Annotated in this window: 17 protein-coding genes; 11 read left to right on the forward strand and 6 right to left on the reverse strand. The window is 70.1% G+C overall.

All coding sequences use genetic code 11. From position 1 onward, the window contains the following. The first annotated feature begins 97 nt into the window (after positions 1-97). Positions 98-1,324, forward strand: coding sequence for an MFS transporter (locus tag ACFQ7C_RS19730; protein WP_378905464.1), 1,227 nt, complete (start codon positions 98-100; stop codon positions 1,322-1,324). Positions 1,325-1,480: 156 nt separating this feature from the next. Here ACFQ7C_RS19730 and ACFQ7C_RS19735 read toward each other — a convergent pair whose 3' ends face one another. Next, positions 1,481-1,945 carry a MarR family winged helix-turn-helix transcriptional regulator gene (locus ACFQ7C_RS19735; RefSeq protein WP_378905466.1) on the reverse strand — a complete coding sequence of 155 codons (465 nt, stop codon included), beginning with the start codon at positions 1,943-1,945 and terminating at the stop codon, positions 1,481-1,483. 93 nt (positions 1,946-2,038) lie between these two features. On the opposite strand from ACFQ7C_RS19735, the gene ACFQ7C_RS19740 reads away from it, so the two are divergent. The 6 genes from ACFQ7C_RS19740 to ACFQ7C_RS19765 all read left to right on the forward strand — a co-directional run bounded on the left by ACFQ7C_RS19740 (position 2,039) and on the right by ACFQ7C_RS19765 (position 7,630). Further along, complete coding sequence (locus ACFQ7C_RS19740; RefSeq protein WP_378905469.1) at positions 2,039-2,968, forward strand: SDR family NAD(P)-dependent oxidoreductase; 930 nt, start codon at positions 2,039-2,041, stop codon at positions 2,966-2,968. A 51-nt stretch (positions 2,969-3,019) separates the two neighbouring features. Beyond that, positions 3,020-3,907, forward strand: coding sequence for an amidohydrolase family protein (locus ACFQ7C_RS19745; RefSeq protein WP_378905472.1), 888 nt, complete (start codon positions 3,020-3,022; stop codon positions 3,905-3,907). A 1-nt stretch (position 3,908) separates the two neighbouring features. After that, the gene (locus ACFQ7C_RS19750) at positions 3,909-5,099 is read left to right on the forward strand and encodes an acyl-CoA dehydrogenase family protein (protein ID WP_378905475.1); all 1,191 of its coding nucleotides are present in this window, start codon (positions 3,909-3,911) and stop codon (positions 5,097-5,099) included. Positions 5,100-5,123: 24 nt separating this feature from the next. After that, on the forward strand, positions 5,124-5,576 hold the full coding sequence (locus ACFQ7C_RS19755; protein ID WP_378905478.1) for a MaoC family dehydratase: 453 nt from the start codon (positions 5,124-5,126) through the stop codon (positions 5,574-5,576). A gap of 72 nt (positions 5,577-5,648) precedes the next feature. After that, positions 5,649-7,172 (forward strand): long-chain fatty acid--CoA ligase, encoded by a 1,524-nt coding sequence (locus ACFQ7C_RS19760; protein WP_378905480.1) that lies wholly within the window; start codon positions 5,649-5,651, stop codon positions 7,170-7,172. Continuing rightward, positions 7,169-7,630, forward strand: coding sequence for a DUF3237 domain-containing protein (locus ACFQ7C_RS19765; RefSeq protein WP_378905483.1), 462 nt, complete (start codon positions 7,169-7,171; stop codon positions 7,628-7,630). The genes ACFQ7C_RS19760 and ACFQ7C_RS19765 overlap by 4 nt, the downstream gene beginning before the upstream one ends. A gap of 196 nt (positions 7,631-7,826) precedes the next feature. Here the strand turns inward: ACFQ7C_RS19765 and ACFQ7C_RS19770 are convergent, their stop codons facing one another. From ACFQ7C_RS19770 to ACFQ7C_RS19790, 5 genes are all read right to left on the reverse strand, one after another. Further along, the gene (locus tag ACFQ7C_RS19770; protein WP_378905486.1) at positions 7,827-8,654 is read right to left on the reverse strand and encodes a PaaX family transcriptional regulator C-terminal domain-containing protein; all 828 of its coding nucleotides are present in this window, start codon (positions 8,652-8,654) and stop codon (positions 7,827-7,829) included. Further along, positions 8,651-9,454, reverse strand: coding sequence for an ABC transporter ATP-binding protein (locus ACFQ7C_RS19775; RefSeq protein ID WP_378905489.1), 804 nt, complete (start codon positions 9,452-9,454; stop codon positions 8,651-8,653). The genes ACFQ7C_RS19770 and ACFQ7C_RS19775 overlap by 4 nt, the downstream gene beginning before the upstream one ends. Then, positions 9,447-10,271: an ABC transporter permease gene (locus ACFQ7C_RS19780; protein ID WP_378905492.1), complete on the reverse strand. Its 825-nt coding sequence runs from the start codon at positions 10,269-10,271 to the stop codon at positions 9,447-9,449. The genes ACFQ7C_RS19775 and ACFQ7C_RS19780 overlap by 8 nt, the downstream gene beginning before the upstream one ends. Next, complete coding sequence (locus ACFQ7C_RS19785) at positions 10,268-11,095, reverse strand: ABC transporter permease (RefSeq protein WP_378905495.1); 828 nt, start codon at positions 11,093-11,095, stop codon at positions 10,268-10,270. The genes ACFQ7C_RS19780 and ACFQ7C_RS19785 overlap by 4 nt, the downstream gene beginning before the upstream one ends. A gap of 96 nt (positions 11,096-11,191) precedes the next feature. Further along, the gene (locus ACFQ7C_RS19790; RefSeq protein ID WP_378905498.1) at positions 11,192-12,181 is read right to left on the reverse strand and encodes an ABC transporter substrate-binding protein; all 990 of its coding nucleotides are present in this window, start codon (positions 12,179-12,181) and stop codon (positions 11,192-11,194) included. Between the two features lie 391 nt (positions 12,182-12,572). Between ACFQ7C_RS19790 and ACFQ7C_RS19795 the strand changes: the two genes are divergently transcribed. The 4 genes from ACFQ7C_RS19795 to ACFQ7C_RS19810 all read left to right on the forward strand — a co-directional run bounded on the left by ACFQ7C_RS19795 (position 12,573) and on the right by ACFQ7C_RS19810 (position 16,554). Continuing rightward, a complete protein-coding gene (locus ACFQ7C_RS19795) occupies positions 12,573-13,415 on the forward strand; it encodes a methylenetetrahydrofolate reductase (RefSeq protein ID WP_378905513.1) in 843 nt (280 codons plus the stop codon). Next, positions 13,412-14,287, forward strand: coding sequence for a formyltetrahydrofolate deformylase (gene purU, locus ACFQ7C_RS19800; RefSeq protein ID WP_378905501.1), 876 nt, complete (start codon positions 13,412-13,414; stop codon positions 14,285-14,287). The genes ACFQ7C_RS19795 and purU overlap by 4 nt, the downstream gene beginning before the upstream one ends. A gap of 86 nt (positions 14,288-14,373) precedes the next feature. Then, on the forward strand, positions 14,374-15,780 hold the full coding sequence (locus ACFQ7C_RS19805; protein WP_378905504.1) for an aminomethyl transferase family protein: 1,407 nt from the start codon (positions 14,374-14,376) through the stop codon (positions 15,778-15,780). Between the two features lie 192 nt (positions 15,781-15,972). Beyond that, positions 15,973-16,554, forward strand: coding sequence for a PadR family transcriptional regulator (locus ACFQ7C_RS19810; protein ID WP_378905507.1), 582 nt, complete (start codon positions 15,973-15,975; stop codon positions 16,552-16,554). Positions 16,555-16,646 lie beyond the last annotated feature (92 nt).

Here is a 16,646-nt window from a genome sequence, read left to right on the forward strand (position 1 = left end):
AACGCGACGCGCCCCAAGCCCCGACAATCGCCGGCATTGCCGCTGAACGGGAATGAACGGATGCCGCGGCCCGGCCCTCGGCTATAGTCCGGTGCCTATGGCCTCACCGTCGCGGACCGCACCCTCCGAGCCGTCGCGCACGGGATCGGTCGCGATGCTGCTCGCGGCCGTGTGCCTGGTCGCGATGAACATGCGGCCGGCGATCACGGGGCTCGGTCCGCTCCTCGACCAGATCGGCGCCGACACCGGCATGTCGGTCTCGGCGCTGGGCCTGCTCGCGGCGGTGCCGCTCGTCGCGTGGGCGCTGTTCTCGCCGCTCGCGCACGACCTGAGCCGCCGCTTCGGGCAGCCGCGGGTGCTGCGGTGGTCGCTGCTGGTGCTGCTCGTCGGCACCCTCGTGCGCTCGATCCCGGGCCCGGTGGCGAGCCTGTGGATCGGCACGGCGATCATCGGCATCGGGATCGCCGTCATCAACGTGCTCATGCCGGCCGTGGTCAAGCGCGAGTTCCCGGGCCACGTCGCCGCCGTGACCGCGGCCTACACCGCGCTGCTCGCGGGCCTGGGCGCGGTCTCGTCGGGCGTGGTCGTGCCGATCTCGCACCTCGAGCTCGGCGGCGATCCGGCCGGCTGGCGCTTCGCGCTCCTCGTCACGGGCGCCGCGCTCCTGCCGTTCGCGATCGCCGCGTGGTGGTGGGCGCACCGCGGCGCCGGGCGCGCGCACGACCGGTCCTCGGCGCCGCGCGGCCGCACCGGCATCTGGCGCGACCCGATCGCGTGGCTCGTCGCCGCGTACATGGGCCTGCAGGCATCGATGTTCTACATGTTCGTGACGTGGCTCGCCCCGCTGTCGATGTCGATCGGGCGTTCCGAGGTCATCGCCGGCATCGACGTCATGGTCTACCAGCTGTTCTCGCTCGCCGGCTGCCTGCTGCTGCCGCTCGCGCTGCGGGGCGGCCTCGAGCGCTGGGCGCCGGCGCTCATCCCGTCGCTGGCGATCGTCGGCGTCGCCGGTCTCATGTTCGCGCCGGACGCCGTGCTGGTGTGGGGTTCCCTCATCGGACTCACCGGAGGCGCGACCCTCGCGATGTCGCTCACGCTCATGGCGCAGCGCGCCCGCGACCACGACACCTCCGCGGCACTGTCGGGCATGTCGCAGTCGGTGGGCTACGTCATCGCCGCGCTCGGCCCGGTCGCCTTCGGCGCCCTGCACAGCCTCACCGGCGGCTGGACCGCGTCGCTCGCACTGGTGCTCGCCGTACTCGTGGCCCTCACCGTGGTGGGCGTGTTCGCCGGCCGCGATCGCTTCGTGCTCGAGCGCCGCTGAGCTCAGCGCCGCGATCCGGTGGCGCAACACACGGAATCGACGCGCACGCCCCGCGTGCCGTGACCCGCGAGCCCTCGGCCTGACGCCTGCGTCCATGTTCAGGTGGCGGAGGCGCGGGGTGACCCTCGAACGCCGGACGGATGCTGCGGCCCGGGCTCACTCCCCGGGAAAGGCGAGCGTCCGCAGCAGCGTGGCGAGCGTCGCGCGCTCGGACGCCGACAGCTCGGCGTGTACGCGCTCTTCGGCGGCCCGGGCCGACTCCCGCGCCTCCCCGACGAGCGCGCGGCCGGCGTCCGTCGCGACGACGACGTTCGCGCGCCGGTCGGCGGGATCGGGCCGCCGTTCGACGAGGCCGCGGGTCTGGAGCTCGTCGACGAGGCTCACGACCTGGCTCGGGTCGAGCCGGAGGAACTCGGCGAGCTCCCGCTGCGACGGCCGTGCCCCTCCTGACGTCAGGACCAGCACCGAGTACGAGCGCGCCTTCAGCCCGTGCTCGGCGAGCGCGGCGTTGCCCGCGGCGAGCGCGATGGCGTTCGCACGCGCGAGCAGGAAGCTCACGTCGTCGGTCAGCGCCGACGCCCGCAGCCCCTCGGGGGTGACGATGTCAGCGGTCTTGGGCATGTCCCCGATGCTAACCCAATTCATGGACGAACGTAATGATTGACTTTCTCAACAGTTGGCACTTCAATGGATCCGACACGAAGGAGTTCACGCATGTCTTCGCACGCACCGCTCGACGGCAAGGTCGCCATCGTCACCGGCTCGGGCCGCGGCCTCGGCCTCGCCTACGCCCAGGAGCTCGCCCGCCAGGGCGCCGCCGTCGTGATCAACGACGTCGACGAGTCCACCGCCGCCGAGGCGGTCGCCACGATCACCGCAGAAGGCGGCCGCGCGGTCGCCGTGGCCCTGCCGGTCGGCCCCACCGAGACGGCGCGGCAGCTCGTGCAGACCGCGGTCGACACCTTCGGGCGGCTCGACATCCTCGTCACCAACGCCGGTGTGCTGCGCGACACCGTGCTCTGGAAGATGAGCGACGACGACTTCGACACCGTCATCAACGTCCACCTGCGCGGCACGTTCACGTGCGTGCGCGAGGCCGCGAGCTGGATGCGCGAGAACGAGGTCGCCGGGCGCATCATCTGCATCGGCTCACCGACCGGCCAGCGCGGCAACTTCGGCCAGACCAACTACGCCGCCGCCAAGGCCGGCATCGTCGGCATGGTGCGCACGTGGGCGCTCGAGCTCAAGCGCGCCGGCATCACCGCGAACGCCGTGATCCCCGTCGCCGCGACCGCGATGACGGCGACCGTGCCGTACTTCGCCGCCGCCGTCGAGGCCGACGCCGCCGGCGAGCCCATGCCCGACTTCTTCCGCCACGACCTCGGGTTCGGCACGTCGGACGACGTCGCGGGACTCATCGCATATCTCGCATCGGATGCTGCCGCCGCCGTCACCGGTCAGGCCATCGGCATCGGCGGCGACCGGCTCCAGGTGTGGTCGCACCCCGAGGCCGTTGCGACCGCCTACAGCGAGGGCGGCTGGTCGTACGACGACCTCGCCACCGGCTTCGCCGAGGCGGCGGGCCCGCTGCAGACAGTCGGCGAGAAGTTCCCGCCGCTCCCCGAGGAGCTGCAGCGCTCGTGACCCGCTGATCCGTTTCGTCTCGCTTCGCTCGCTCAACGACCGGAAGGTGCCATGACCCGCTACGAATCCGCGATCGACCTCGACGCGATCACCGCGATCGATGTGCACGTGCACATCGAGGTCGACCACCACGGGCACTCGTCGCTGCCCGACGATCTCCGTGACGCGGCGGCGAAGTACTTCAGCACCGACGGGCCCAACCCCGACCTCGACGGCGTCGCCGCGTACTATCGCGAACGCTCCATGGCGGCCGTCGTGTTCACGGTCGACGCGCGCACGAACTTCGGCCACGCGCCGATCTCGAGCGCCGACATCGCCGAGGGCGCGGCGCGCAACAACGACGTGCTGATCCCGTTCGGCTCGGTCGACCCGCTCGCCGCCACCGCGGTGGATGACGCGCGGCGCCTCATCGAGGACCACGGCGTGCGGGGCTTCAAGTTCCACCCCACCGTGCAGGGCTTCGACCCGTCCGACCCGACGTACTCCCCGCTGTACGAGACGCTGCAGGACGCGGGCGTCGTGGCCCTCTTCCACACCGGGCAGACCGGCATCGGAGCGGGCCTGCCCGGTGGCCGTGGACTGCTCCTCGGACTGTCGAACCCGATGCTGCTCGATCCGGTCGCGGCCCGGTTCCCCGACCTGCAGATCATCATGGCCCACCCGTCGGTCCCCTGGCAGGACGAAGCCCTCTCGGTCGCGACCCACAAGCACAACACGTGGATCGACCTGTCGGGCTGGAGCCCGAAGTACTTCCCCGAGTCGCTCGTGCGGGCCGCGAACTCGTACCTCAAGAAGCGCGTGCTCTTCGGCTCGGACTTCCCTCTGCTCACGCCCGACCGGTGGATGACGGATGCCCGCACCGCCGGCTCCTTCAAGCCCGAGGTGATGCCGGGCATCCTCAAGGACAACGCCGCCCGCCTGCTCGGACTCGGCGGCTGACATGCCCACCCTCGAGGCGGATGTGACATTCGGGTTCGACCCGTACGCGATCGCGGCTGCGCATCTCAGCCCCGCCGCGCGGGCGGCACTCGGGCGTCTTCAGCAGAAACTGGAGCGCAGCATCCGTCCCCTCCTCGCCGAGGCGTGGGAGACCGCGACCATGCCGGCCGAGGTGCTGGAGGCCCTCATCCCGCTCGACCTCATGCAGCCGGACGGTGTGGATGCCGCGGAGGCGGCGTCGAGTGTGTTCTCGGGCTTCCGCAACTATGTGCTCGCGCGCACCGACGTGTCGGTGGCGACGCTGTACAACGCGCAGTCGGGGCTCTTCCGCACCGCGATCGCGCTCGGCGGATCGCCCGCGCAGGCGGCGGAGCTCGATCCGCGCGTGCGCAGCTTCGAGCTGAAGGGCGTCTTCGCGCTCACCGAGCCCGAGCACGGCTCCGACATCGCCGGCGGGCTCGCCACCACCGCGCGCCGCGAGGGCGACACGTGGGTGCTCGACGGCCGCAAGAAGTGGATCGGCGGGGCGGCGGCATCCGATGTGCTCGTCGTGTTCGCCCGCGACGTCGACGACCATGCGGTCAAGGCGTTCCTCGTGCCCACCGACGCGGCCGGCGTGCGGGTCGACGCGATCGGCGGAAAAATCGCCCTGCGCCCCATGCAGAACGCGGTGATCACGCTCGACGGCGTGCGGGTGACCGACGCCTCCCGTCTGGCGAAGGTGAACGGCTGGCGCGACGTCGCGCGGATCCTGCGCGCCATGCGCTCGGACGTGGCGTGGATCGCCGCGGGACTCCAGGCGGGCGCGCTCGACGCCACCGTGCGCTACGTGCGCGAGCGGCATCAGTTCGAACGGCCCATCGGCGGCTTCCAGCTCGTCCAGGAGAAGCTCGCCCGCATGCTCGGCAACGCCGTGGCATCGCTGGCGCTCGTCGCGCAGCTGTCGGCCCGGCAGGATGCGGGCGAGTACGCCGACGAGAACTCCGCGCTGGCCAAGATGCAGACCGCCCGCCTCGCGCGGGAGACCGTCGCCCTCGGCCGTGAGGTGCTCGGCGGCAACGGCATCCTGCTCGAGCACGACGTGGCCCGGTTCTTCGCCGACACGGAAGCCGTGTACTCGTACGAGGGCACGCACGAGATCAACGCCCTCATCGTCGGCCGCGCCCTCACCGGCGCTTCGGCCTTCACCTGAACCGTCCCACCGAAGGAGAACCCCATGACCACCACCGTCGACTACGCCGACGTCGCAGGACTCACCGGCACCGACCTCGGCTTCACCGAATGGCTCGAGGTCACGCAGGAGCGCGTGAACCTCTTCGCCGACGCCACCGACGACCACCAGTGGATCCACGTCGACCCGGAGCGCGCGGCCGAAGGTCCGTTCGGCGGCGCCATCGCGCATGGCTTCCTGTCGCTGTCGCTGACCGTGAAGTTCTGGTCCGAGCTGTTCGACGTCACGGGCGTGACCACGCGGGTCAACTACGGTCTCGACAAGGTGAGGTTCGTGTCGCCGGTCAAGGTGGGCGCGCGCGTGCGCGGCGGCGCGGTGATCGCCGAGGTCACCGAGGTGCCGGGCGGCTACCAGTTCGCCGTCGACCAGACCATCGAGATCGAGGGCGGCGGAAAGCCCGCCGTCGTCGCGCGCGGCCTGTACCGCTTCTACGCCTGACACCCCCGGTCGCCGCGCGAGGGAGCGCAGCGACCGAGACGAAAACGCCTCGAGGGAGAGGACACCGCAACGATGCACGAGGGGATCGGGTTCTGGCTCGCCAAGCGGCGCCTGAAGGACCCCGACAGGACCGCCGTCGTCTTCGGCGACGACGAGCTCACGTACCGCGAGCTGGCCGACGCCGCCGACCGGGTGGCCGCCGTGCTCTGGCACCGCGGCATCCGCCGCGGCGACGCCGTGGCGTACATCGGCGAGAACAGCCCGCAGTTCCTGGAGGTCATGTTCGGGGCCGCGCAGCTCGGGGCGGTCTTCGTGCCGGTCAACACCCGTCTTGCCGCCCCCGAGGTGCAGCACCTGCTCGTCGACTCCGGGGCGCGGGCCGTCGTGCTCGACCCGGAGTTCCTCGAGCGGGCGATGCCCGGTGTCGAGGCCGGCCGGGTCGCGCACGTCATCGTCACCGGTGACGGCCTTCCCGAGCACCCCGGCCTCGCACGGCTCACCGCCGCCGCACCCGGCGGGCACACCGTCGCCGACGTCGACCTCGACGACCCAGCCGCGATCGTCTACACCTCGGGCACCACGGGGCGCCCGAAGGGCGCGGTCCTCACCCACGGCAACCTGACGTGGGTCGCGCTCAACTGCATCGTGGACTACGACGTGGTGTCGACCGACGTGTCGCTCATGATCTCGCCGCTCTTCCACGTCGCCTCGCTCGGCATGGGCGCGCTGCCGGTGATTCTGAAAGGCGCGACGCTCGTGCTGGAGAAGGGGTTCGAGCCGGGCCGTGCGCTGGCGCTCATCCAGGAGCGCGGGATCACGATGCTCAGCGGCGTGCCCACCACCTATCAGCTGATGGCCGACCACCCGTCGTGGGCGTCCACCGACCTGTCGAGCCTGCGCAAGCTCACGTGCGGCGGATCGGCGGTGCCCACCCGCATCCTCAACGCGTACGAGGAGCGCGGGCTGTCGTTCTCGCAGGGCTACGGGATGACCGAGACCTCGCCCGGCGCGACGTCGCTCTCCCCTGCGATGACCCGCGAGAAGCAGGGCAGCGTGGGCCTGCCGCACTTCTTCACCGACGTGCGCATCACCGACGAGCACGGCGACGTCGTCCCGCGAGGAACGGTAGGCGAGATCGAGGTCGCGGGTCCGAACGTGTTCCTCGGCTACCACGGACTGCCCGAGGCCACGGCGGCCGCGTTCACCCCCGACGGGTGGTTCCGCTCCGGCGACCTCGGCTACCTCGACGCCGACGGCTACCTCTACATCTCCGACCGGCTCAAGGACATGATCATCTCGGGCGGCGAGAACATCTACCCGGCCGAGGTCGAGAACCTCATCGCCGACATCGAGGGCATCTCGGGTGTCGCCGTCGTGGGCGTGCCCGACGAGCGCTGGGGGGAGGTTCCGTGGGCCGTCGTCACGCTCCGCGAGGGCGCCGAGGTCGACACCGAGGTCGTCCGCGCGCACCTCGACGGCCTGCTCGCCCGCTACAAGCTGCCCAAGAACGTCGTCGTGGTCGAGGACCTGCCCCGCACGGCATCCGGCAAGGTCCGCAAAGCCGACCTCCGCGCCCGCTATGGAGAGAGGCAATGACGCACGAACCGCCGGTGCCGTCTCTCGAGCGCGCCTTCGAGGTCGTGGCCGACCTCGGCCCGCTCGAGGACCACGGCATGACCCGCTCCGGGCACCGCCGCATCATCCCGGTGATCGGCGGCACGATCACGGGCTCGTTCACCGGCACGATCCTGACCGGCGGCGCCGACTGGCAGACCGTGCGCGCCGACGGGTCGATCGAGATCGACGGCCGGTACAGCGCGCGCGGCGACGACGGGTCCCTTCTCTACATCCGCGCCCAGGGTGTGCGCAGCGGCGACCCCGCCGTGCTCGAGGCACTGCTCCGCGGCGACGACGTCGACCCGGCGGACTACTACTTCCGCGCGGCGCTCACGCTCGAGTGCGCCGCGCACCCCGAGCTCGAGCGCGCTGTGTACCTGGCCTCGTACATCCGGGAGGCGAACCGCGTGCGGTACGTCGCCTACCGCGTCGCCTGAGCCCCGTCCCGCGGTCGCGCCTCCCCGCCCGGGGCCGCGCCGCCCCACCCCGCCCCAGCCTTCTTCAACAGGTCAACCGCGCTTCCACAGGAGGTTTGGCGCCAGATCGGTCTTGCAGAACCCCGGTTGACCTGTTCAGCGCAGCAGCGCGAGCCCGCGGACCGACCCGCGCAGGCACGACCGCGCGCCGCGCGGATCAGGCCACGAGACCGGCGAAGTCGCGCACCGCGGGGAAGGCGAACTCGCGGTGCCGCCGCGTGAAGACCTCGAACGAGCGATCCGCGGGCCAGTCCGCGCCCATGTACTGCTGAGGCAGGCGCGGGTCCGCGCGCAGGAGCGCGAGCCAGTCTGCGACGAGCAGGGTCCGCCCGGTGACGGCCGGGAGATCGGATGCCGCATCCTCACGCTCCCAGTGCGCGATGAACTCCTCGTGGGCGGCGCGGATGCCCTCGACGTCCCAGGCGAAGCGGACGGCCTCCGCCATCGGGAACCCGTCGAGCTCCATCGCCGTGAAGGCGTTGACCGAGCCGGGGGGCAGGTCAGGGATGATCGCCCCGAGCGCCGCGGCCAGATCCACCGCGCCCGGCGCGATCCACAGACCGTCGCGCAGCACGGCGAAGCCCGACCAGGTGAGCGCCGCCCGCAGCCGGTGACGCAGGTCGCGCAGGTGCTCCGGCACGCTGAAGGTCACCAGGGTCCAGCCCTCGCCCTGCGGCTCGAACGGCGCCGGGCCGTTGACGCGACCGGATGCCTCGCGCAGCACCTCGCTGCCGTGCGTCGTGAGCTCGAACCCGATTTCACGACCCAGACGGCGACGCTCCAGCATCCCGCTCTCGACCATGCGGTCGAGGTTCGTGCGCACCGCCGACGCCGCGACGCCGGCAGTCTCGAGGACGCCGATCAGCACGCTCGCTCGCAGCGGCTCGAAGTAGCGGTCGCACACGAACTCGCCGAAGAACGCCAGCAGCAGCTGACGCGGCTTGCGCGTCAGGACCGACGCGTCGGCGGCGGGAAGCGCGCTCACGCGGCCTCCGGGCGCACGGCCTCGCCGCGCTTCGCGCGCTGGATCTGCTCGTAGACGTGCGTGCGCAGTTCGGTGAACCGCGGCAGCGCCCGCGTCGTGATCTGGTCGCGCTCGGCGGCGAGGTCGATCGCGAGGTCCTCCTGCACCCAGGTCGGGGACTTCGACAGCACGATGACCCGCTCGCCCAGGTACACGGACTCATCGATGTCGTGCGTGACGAACAGGATCGACATCCCGCGTTCGCGGTGCAGCGTGCGCACGAGATCCTCGAGGTCGGCGCGCGTCTGGGCGTCGACGGCGGCGAAGGGCTCGTCCATGATGAGCACCTCGGGCTGATATGCCACGGCGCGGGCGATCGCCACGCGCTGCTGCATGCCGCCGGACAGCTGCCACGGGTAGCTCCCCTTCGCGTGGTCGAGGCCCACCGCCGCCAGCGCGTCGTCGACCAGCCGGTCGCGCTCGGCGCGGGCGAGCTTCTTGTGCTTCAGCGGCAGCTCCACGTTTCCGCGCACGGTCAGCCACGGGTACAGGCTGCGGCCGTACTCCTGGAAAACGAGGGCCATGTTCGGAGGGGGTGCGGTGACGCGACGCCCGCCGAGCTCCACCACGCCCGACGTGGGCTTGAGCAGGCCGGCGATGCACTTCAGCAGCGTCGTCTTGCCGCATCCGGACGGGCCGACGATGCACACCAGCTCACCGGCATCCATCCGGAATCCGATGTCGCCGATCGCCTCGACGTTGCCGGTCGACGATTCGTACACCTTGCGCAGGTGCTCGACGTTCAAGAGCGTCTCAGGCACGCTCCACCTCCTTGATTCCGTGATACCAGCGCAGCACGCGTCGCTCGACGAGACCGAAGATCGCCGCGAGCAGGATGCCGATGAGGCCCAGCAGCAGGATGCCGCTCCACATCTCGGCGATGAGGTAGTTGCGCTGGAAGAAGACGATCTGATAGCCCAGCCCGGACGACGAGTACGCCAGCTCCGAGATGACCATGAGGATCAGGGCGATCGAGAGCGACTGCCGCACCCCGGCCATGATGCGGGGACTGGCTGCGGGGAGCACGAGATAGCGCAGACGCTCCCACGAGGTCAGCGCGAAAGAACGTGCGGTCTCGGTCATCACCGAGTCGGTCGCTCGGACGCCCTCGATGGTGTTGAGCAGGATCGGCCACACCGAGCCCACGACGATCACCACGATCTTCATCGCGTCGGTCGGGCCCATCAGCACCACCACGATGGGCAGGAGCACCGGCGGCGGCACCGCGCGGAAGAACTCCAGCATGGGCTCGAGCAGCTCGCGGAGCCACCTGTTGAGGCCGATGAACGTGCCGGCGACGATGCCGACGACGATCGAGACGACGATGCCGATGGCGAGGCGGCCGAGACTCGGCAGCACGTCGGTGACGAAGGCCGGGCCGACCCACGTGTCGACGAAGGCGTCGAGGATCTCCATCGGCGCGGGGAAGAACTTCGCCGGTGCGAGCGTCGCCCAGATGCCCCAGATCACCAGCAGGACGATCGGCAGGCCGATGGCGTAGAGCGTGTTCTCACCGATCTTCGCCCAGACCCGCGATCGCCGGCGAGGGGTCACGACGGTGCTTGTGTACAGGGTCACAGCACTTCCTCCCCTCGCACCGACTGGTGCCACGCGAGCGAGCGCCGCTCGATCGCGCGGAAGACGAGGTTGATGAGGAGTCCCAGCAGGCCCGTGACGATGACGAGGGCGTACACGGCCGGCCAATCGCCCGCAGACTGCGCGAAGACGATCTCGCGCCCGAGACCGGGATTGCCGATGAACATCTCCGCGGTGATCGCGAGGATCAGCGCGACGGCCGCTGCGAGGCGCAAGCCGGTCATGAGGTACGGCAGCGCCGTCGGGAAGACCAGGTTGACGATGCGCGACCCGGGCGACAGCCCGAAGCTGCGCGCCGTGTCGCGGGCGACCGTGTCCACGTCGGCGACGCCGTAGAGCACCTGGATGAACACCTGCCAGAAGCTGGCGTAGACGATGATGACGAGCGCGGATTCGATGCGCAGGCCGAACAGGAGGATCGCGAGCGGGATCAGCGCGACTGAGGGGATCGGCCGCAGGAACTCCACGGTCGTGTGGGTCGCCCGGCGGAGGAAGGGAACGAGTCCGATGATGGTGCCGAGGACGGTCGCCAGCACGGTCGCGATCACCAGGCCGATGCCCCATGCGGTCATCGTGCGTCCGACGTTGCGCCAGAACTCCAGGTCGCGCATCTGCTGACCGAGCTCCGCGAGCGTCGTGGTCGCGGACGGGAAGAAGCGCGGATCGACGATCCCCAGCGTGGGCAGCAGCTGCCAGGTCAACAGGAACCCGAGGATTCCCGCGACGCCCAGCGCGATCTTGCGCAGAGTGCGCAGCTGCCGCGGGCTCCGCGTCACGCGGGCGGGCACGGCGTCGGCGGTGGCCATGAGGGTCCGATCAAGTGGAGGCGACAGTTTCGGAGAGGCGGGCGCGGGAGGACCGGATGCCTCGGGCCGAGGCATCCGTCCCCTCACATCGTGCGCCTACTGCTGCTGGAGCAGTCGGTCGTAGTCGGGCTCGGCGTCGATGTAGGCGAACTCGACGGCGAGAGCGCCGAGGTCCTCGATGCCGGCGCCGTCGAGATCCCACGTGAAGGTGGGGAGCGTGATGCCTGCCGCGGCCTCCTCCGGGATGTCGAGATTGGTCGCGATCGCGGCGCGCACGGCATCCTCGTTCTCGGCCGCCCAGTCCAGCGCCTCGGCCATCGCCTCGGAGTACGCCTGCACGAGCTCAGGATCCTCGTCGATGAGCGACTGCGTCGTGATGTTCGTGAGCACGGAGAGCCCCGGGATCGTCGCCTGGTACGGCTGCACGACCGACACTCCGCCGTCACCGACGATCATCGCGCGGAACGGGTCGGGCGCCCATGCGGCGTCCATGGTGCCCGCCTCGAGCTGTGCCGGCACGTCCGGGAAGGCGACCTCGACGAACTCGATCGTCGAGGGGTCCCCGCCGTCGTCCTGCACGGCCTTGCGGATCGTGAGGTCGCCGGCGGCGCCGATGGTGTTCACCGACACCTTCTTGCCCGCGAGATCGGCGGGTCGCATGATCCCCGCATCGCCCAGCGCGACCACCGCGTTGACGTCGGTCCCGTCGGCGAGGCTGTTGGCGTAGTTCCCGACGACCACGACGCCGAGGTCCTGCTGGTCGGCGCGGATCGGACCGAACGGCTGGCCGATGGCGAACTGGATGTCGCCGCTGAGGAGCGCAGGGATCGCGTTCGCACCGCCCTGCGCGGGGACGACTTCGATCTCGAGCCCGTGCTCCTCGAAGATCCCCTCGTTGATCGCGGCCCACAGCGCGCCGGTCTCGGCGATGGGCAGCGCCGCGACGCGGACTTTGGTCATCTCGCCCGAGCCGGCGTCGCCGGTGGAGGTGGAGGCGGGCTCAGGATCGGCGGCGGAATCGGTGCAGCCGCTCAAGGCGAGCGCGGCGGCGGCGAGAACGCCGAGGGTGGCAAGACTCTTCTTCATTGACGGGCCTCTCGTGACGGTGCGGGTGCGCCGGCAGCCGGGTTCCGTCCAACGAAAGTCGGAGTCCTCACGGCGGCGTGCCGGACATAAGTCATCGTCCGCCAGACGGATGTCATTGTCAACAGTTTCGTGACGCCCGTCACAAATATCTTGAACTCACGGGCGCAGCATCCGTTCAACGGAAGCGCGCCCAGCGCTGCCGCGCGGCGGCACGGAGGATGGCAGAGCACGTCAATCATTGGCTATTGCCATTACCTATGTGCATAGGTAATCTGACATCACTCCCCGCGGTGCGAAGACGCCCGCGCCGAGGAAAGGACCTCGATCAGTGGCACACCAGACTCCCGTCTCGCCGAAGGCCGCAGCCCTCGTGGAGGGCTTCTCGCTCGAGATGACCGGCAAGGACATCGCCGGTCTCGAAGAGGCCCGCGACATGATCCCGCAGGGGACGAAGATCAACGTGACGTTCCTCGGCAACGAGGATCTCGAGATGCGCGTGGCGGCGGCGAAGGCCGTCAAGGAGATGGGCTTCGTGCCGGTCCCCCACCTCTCGGCCCGCCGGCTGCGCTCGCAGGACGAGCTCGAGGAGTTCCTCGGCCGGCTGCAGGAGGTCGGCGCCACCGAGCACGTGTTCGCGGTCGGCGGCGACCCCGCCGAGCCCGAAGGCCCCTATCCGGACTCGCTCACCGTGATCCGTTCGGGTGTGCTGCAGAAGTTCGGCGTGCGCGAGGTATCGATCGCCGGCTACCCCGAGGGACACCCCGACATCCCCGACGACGTGCTGTGGCGCCACCTCGACGAGAAGGCGCTCGCACTCGCTCAGGAGGGGCTGGATGCCGTGATCCTGACCCAGTTCGCGTTCGACACCGCTCCCGTCATGGGGTGGATCGACGCGGTGCGCGAACGCGGGATCGACGCGCAGATCCGCATCGGCACCCCCGGCCCCGCCGGCGTCAAGCGGCTGCTGGGCTTCGCCCGCCGCTTCGGCATCGGCGCGAACGCCATGATCGTGAAGAAGTACGGCTTCTCGCTCACGAACCTCATGGGCACCGCCGGACCCGACCGCTTCGTGTCGGACCTCGCCACGCTGCTGGCCGACCCTTCGACGGGCTCCGGGGCCGAGGATGGTCGCGGCGACGTGAAGCTGCACTTCTACACATTCGGCGGCCTGATGGCGACCTCGCAGTGGGCGCGGGAGTTCGTCGCGGCGCAGTCCTCGGGGGCTCGCCGATGACGACCCACCTCGAGGTCCGGCGCGATCATGCCTGTCTGATCGTGCACGGGCCCGACCGGTCGGGCATCGTCGCCGCCGTGACGGCCCTGGTCGCCCGCAACCAGGGCAACATCGTGACGCTCGACCAGTACTCCGACAACCCCGAGTGCGGCGAGTTCTTCCAGCGCGTGGTGTTCCACCGGCCCGACCTGCAGGCCGCTCTCCCCGAGATCGAGGCCGACCTCGACGAGACGCTCGAGCCGCTCGGCCTCCAGTGGCGGATCACGGACCAGTCCATCCCCAAGCGCATGGCGATCCTCGCCTCGACGAGCGACCACTGCCTGCTCGAGCTGCTGTGGCGTCACCGCCGCGGCGAGCTGCCGGTCACGATCCCGATGGTGATCTCGAACCACACCAACACGGCGGAGGACGTCCGCAGCTTCGGCATCCCCTTCTTCCACGTCCCCTCGCAGGGACCCGACAAGTCCGCCGCCGAGGCGAGGATCGTCGAGCTGCTCAAGGGCAACGTCGACTTCGTCGTGCTGGCCCGCTACATGCAGATCCTCTCCGACTCGTTCCTCGATGAGGTGGGGGTGCCGGTCATCAACATCCACCATTCGTTCCTCCCCGCCTTCATCGGCGCGGCGCCCTACCGCAAGGCGAAGGAGCGGGGCGTCAAGCTCATCGGCGCGACCAGCCACTACGTCACCGAGGACCTCGACGAGGGACCCATCATCGAGCAGGACGTCGCCCGGGTCACCCACGCCATGACCGCCGGCGATCTCCAGGCCCGCGGAGCGTACGTCGAGCGCGCGGTGCTCTCCCGCGCCGTGCAATGGCACGCCGAGGACCGTGTCATCAGACACGGCAACCACACCATCGTCTTCACCTGACTCGCCGGTCGCCGTGCCTGTCGCAACCCGCGGGCCGCAGCATCCGTCATCACAACCACACAACCCACGAACAGAGAGGTTCCCCCATGGCGAAGAATCTGCAGGAGCTGCTCGACGCGCAGAACGCCGTCGATATGCTGCGCAACTCGCAGATCGGCTCGTACATCTACCCGGTGGTCCCCGCGGACTTCCAGAACTGGATCAAGGAGCAGCGGGCATGGCGTGACACCGCCGTGCTCTACGACCAGTCGCACCACATGGACAACGTGTTCCTCAAGGGGTCCGACGCGATCAGGCTCATCTCCGACACGGCGATCAACTCCGTCGCGACGTTCCCGGTGAACCGCGCCAAGCAGTACGTGCCGACGACCGCGTCGGGGCACGTCATCGGCGACGGCATCCTGTTCCACGAGGCCGAGGACGAGTACGTCTACGTCGGCCGCGCGCCGGCGTCGAACTGGCTGCTCTACCACGGCGAGACCGGCGGGTACGCGAACCTCGACATCACCGTCGACCGCCGCTCGCCCTCGCGCCCCTACGGCGACGCGGTGAGCCGTCGCTACTACCGGTTCCAGATCCAGGGTCCCGCCGCATGGAACGTCATCGAGAAGCTCAACGGCGGCCCGCTCGAGCAGTTGAAGTTCTTCAGCATGGCGGAGATGCAGATCGGCGGCGTGAACGTCCGGACGCTCCGTCACGGCATGGCCGGCGCCCCGGGTCTCGAGGTGTGGGGCCCGTACGAGGACCACCACCGCGTGCGCGACCTCATCGTCGAGGCCGGCGTCGAGTTCGGCCTCGTCCCGGTCGGCTCCCGGGCGTACCCGTCGAACACGCTGGAGTCGGGCTGGATCCCGTCGCCGCTGCCGGCGATCTACTCGGGCGAAGAGGAGCGCGGCTACCGCGAGTGGCTCGGCGTCGACAGCTACGAGGCGACCGGCACGCTGGCCGGCTCGTTCGTGTCGGACGACATCTCGGACTACTACCTGACCCCATGGGAGCTCGGCTACGGCTCGTTCGTGAAGTTCGACCACGACTTCATCGGACGCGACGCCCTCGAGCAGATCGACCCCGAGACGCAGCGGCGCAAGGTCACCCTCGCGTGGAACGCCGAGGACGTGACGAAGATCTTCGCGTCGCTCCTGGACACCGAGAACGAGAGCTACAAGTTCTTCGACCTGCCCCTGGCGAACTACGGGTCGGCCAACTACGACTCCGTGACGGACGCCGACGGCAACGTCGTCGGCTTCTCGATGTTCACCGGCTACAGCGCCAATGAGAAGCGCGCCCTGTCGCTGGCGACCGTGAACCCCGACGTTCCCGAGGGCGCCGAGGTGACGGTGGTGTGGGGCGAGCCGGACGGAGGCACCACGAAGGCCTCCGTCGAGCCCCACAAGCAGCTCGAGGTGCGCGCCGTCGTCAGCCCCGTGCCGTACTCGACGGTCGCCCGCCAGACCTACCACGGCGGCTGGCGCACCCAGTACCAGCCCGCCTGAATCCGGTCCCGCCGTACCGGTCCTCGAGCGAGCGAGGAACGCGGTCGTCGAGCGAGCGAGGAGCGAGCGAGACGAAGCGCAGAGTCGAAGCGCGCCTGAGCTCTCCGAAGGCTCAGGCGCGTTTCGTGTCCCTTCGCTGCCTCGATGACCGAGAGGGTCCCGCTACCCTCGGGCGAGGAAGGAGAGCACCTGATGAGTCTGCGCTACGCACTGCTGGCGATCCTGCGGGTGGGCCCGCTGTCGGGCTACGACCTGCAGAAGCAGTTCCACCAGTCGGTCGGCCACGTGTGGCACGCGCCCGACTCCCAGATCTATCCCGAGCTGCGCAAGATGGAGGAGCTCGGCCTCATCGAAGGCGAGGAGCAGACGCGCGGCGAGCGCGGCACACGTCGGATGTACCACGTGACGGATGCCGGTGAGCAGGCGTTCCTCGAATGGATGAGCTCTCCCCTCGACTACCAGCGCGTGCGTGACCCCGCCCACCTCCGCGCGGCCTACCTCGAGGCGGCGACGCCGGCCGATGCCCGCGCGTTCCTCGAACGGCACGTCGCCCAGTGGGAAGGTGAGCTGGCCCAGTGGGAGGGCGAGCTCGAACGCATCGACGCCGTCGCCAACCCCATGCTGGTCCGACGCCTCGCCGTGACGGCGGACGCCGACCGCGAGCGCACCATCGCCTACAAGCGTTTCGCGTACGAGGGTCTCGTGGAGCGCGCCCAGGGCGAGATCGCCTGGGCCCGCCGCGGGCTCGAGCTGGTGGACCGCCTGGAGCCCTGAGCCGCGGCCCGTCCGCTGCGAGGGCGATTCCGCGAGAGTGCACCGGGTGGACGAGAGGGTGGGAAGCACCCACACTCTCGTCCACCCGGTGC

This window comes from Microbacterium sp. NPDC056569 (genome assembly GCF_042793475.1).
Taxonomy (GTDB): Bacteria; Actinomycetota; Actinomycetes; order Actinomycetales; family Microbacteriaceae; genus Microbacterium.

Coding starts and splice junctions, on each gene's coding strand:
- ACFQ7C_RS19730 (WP_378905464.1), top strand. CDS start 98: ATGGCCTCACCGTCGCGGACCGCACCCTCCGAGCCGTCGCGCACGGGA.
- ACFQ7C_RS19735 (WP_378905466.1), bottom strand. CDS start 1,945: ATGCCCAAGACCGCTGACATCGTCACCCCCGAGGGGCTGCGGGCGTCG.
- ACFQ7C_RS19740 (WP_378905469.1), top strand. CDS start 2,039: ATGTCTTCGCACGCACCGCTCGACGGCAAGGTCGCCATCGTCACCGGC.
- ACFQ7C_RS19745 (WP_378905472.1), top strand. CDS start 3,020: ATGACCCGCTACGAATCCGCGATCGACCTCGACGCGATCACCGCGATC.
- ACFQ7C_RS19750 (WP_378905475.1), top strand. CDS start 3,909: ATGCCCACCCTCGAGGCGGATGTGACATTCGGGTTCGACCCGTACGCG.
- ACFQ7C_RS19755 (WP_378905478.1), top strand. CDS start 5,124: ATGACCACCACCGTCGACTACGCCGACGTCGCAGGACTCACCGGCACC.
- ACFQ7C_RS19760 (WP_378905480.1), top strand. CDS start 5,649: ATGCACGAGGGGATCGGGTTCTGGCTCGCCAAGCGGCGCCTGAAGGAC.
- ACFQ7C_RS19765 (WP_378905483.1), top strand. CDS start 7,169: ATGACGCACGAACCGCCGGTGCCGTCTCTCGAGCGCGCCTTCGAGGTC.
- ACFQ7C_RS19785 (WP_378905495.1), bottom strand. CDS start 11,095: ATGGCCACCGCCGACGCCGTGCCCGCCCGCGTGACGCGGAGCCCGCGG.
- ACFQ7C_RS19790 (WP_378905498.1), bottom strand. CDS start 12,181: ATGAAGAAGAGTCTTGCCACCCTCGGCGTTCTCGCCGCCGCCGCGCTC.
- ACFQ7C_RS19795 (WP_378905513.1), top strand. CDS start 12,573: ATGACCGGCAAGGACATCGCCGGTCTCGAAGAGGCCCGCGACATGATC.
- purU (WP_378905501.1), top strand. CDS start 13,412: ATGACGACCCACCTCGAGGTCCGGCGCGATCATGCCTGTCTGATCGTG.
- ACFQ7C_RS19805 (WP_378905504.1), top strand. CDS start 14,374: ATGGCGAAGAATCTGCAGGAGCTGCTCGACGCGCAGAACGCCGTCGAT.
- ACFQ7C_RS19810 (WP_378905507.1), top strand. CDS start 15,973: ATGAGTCTGCGCTACGCACTGCTGGCGATCCTGCGGGTGGGCCCGCTG.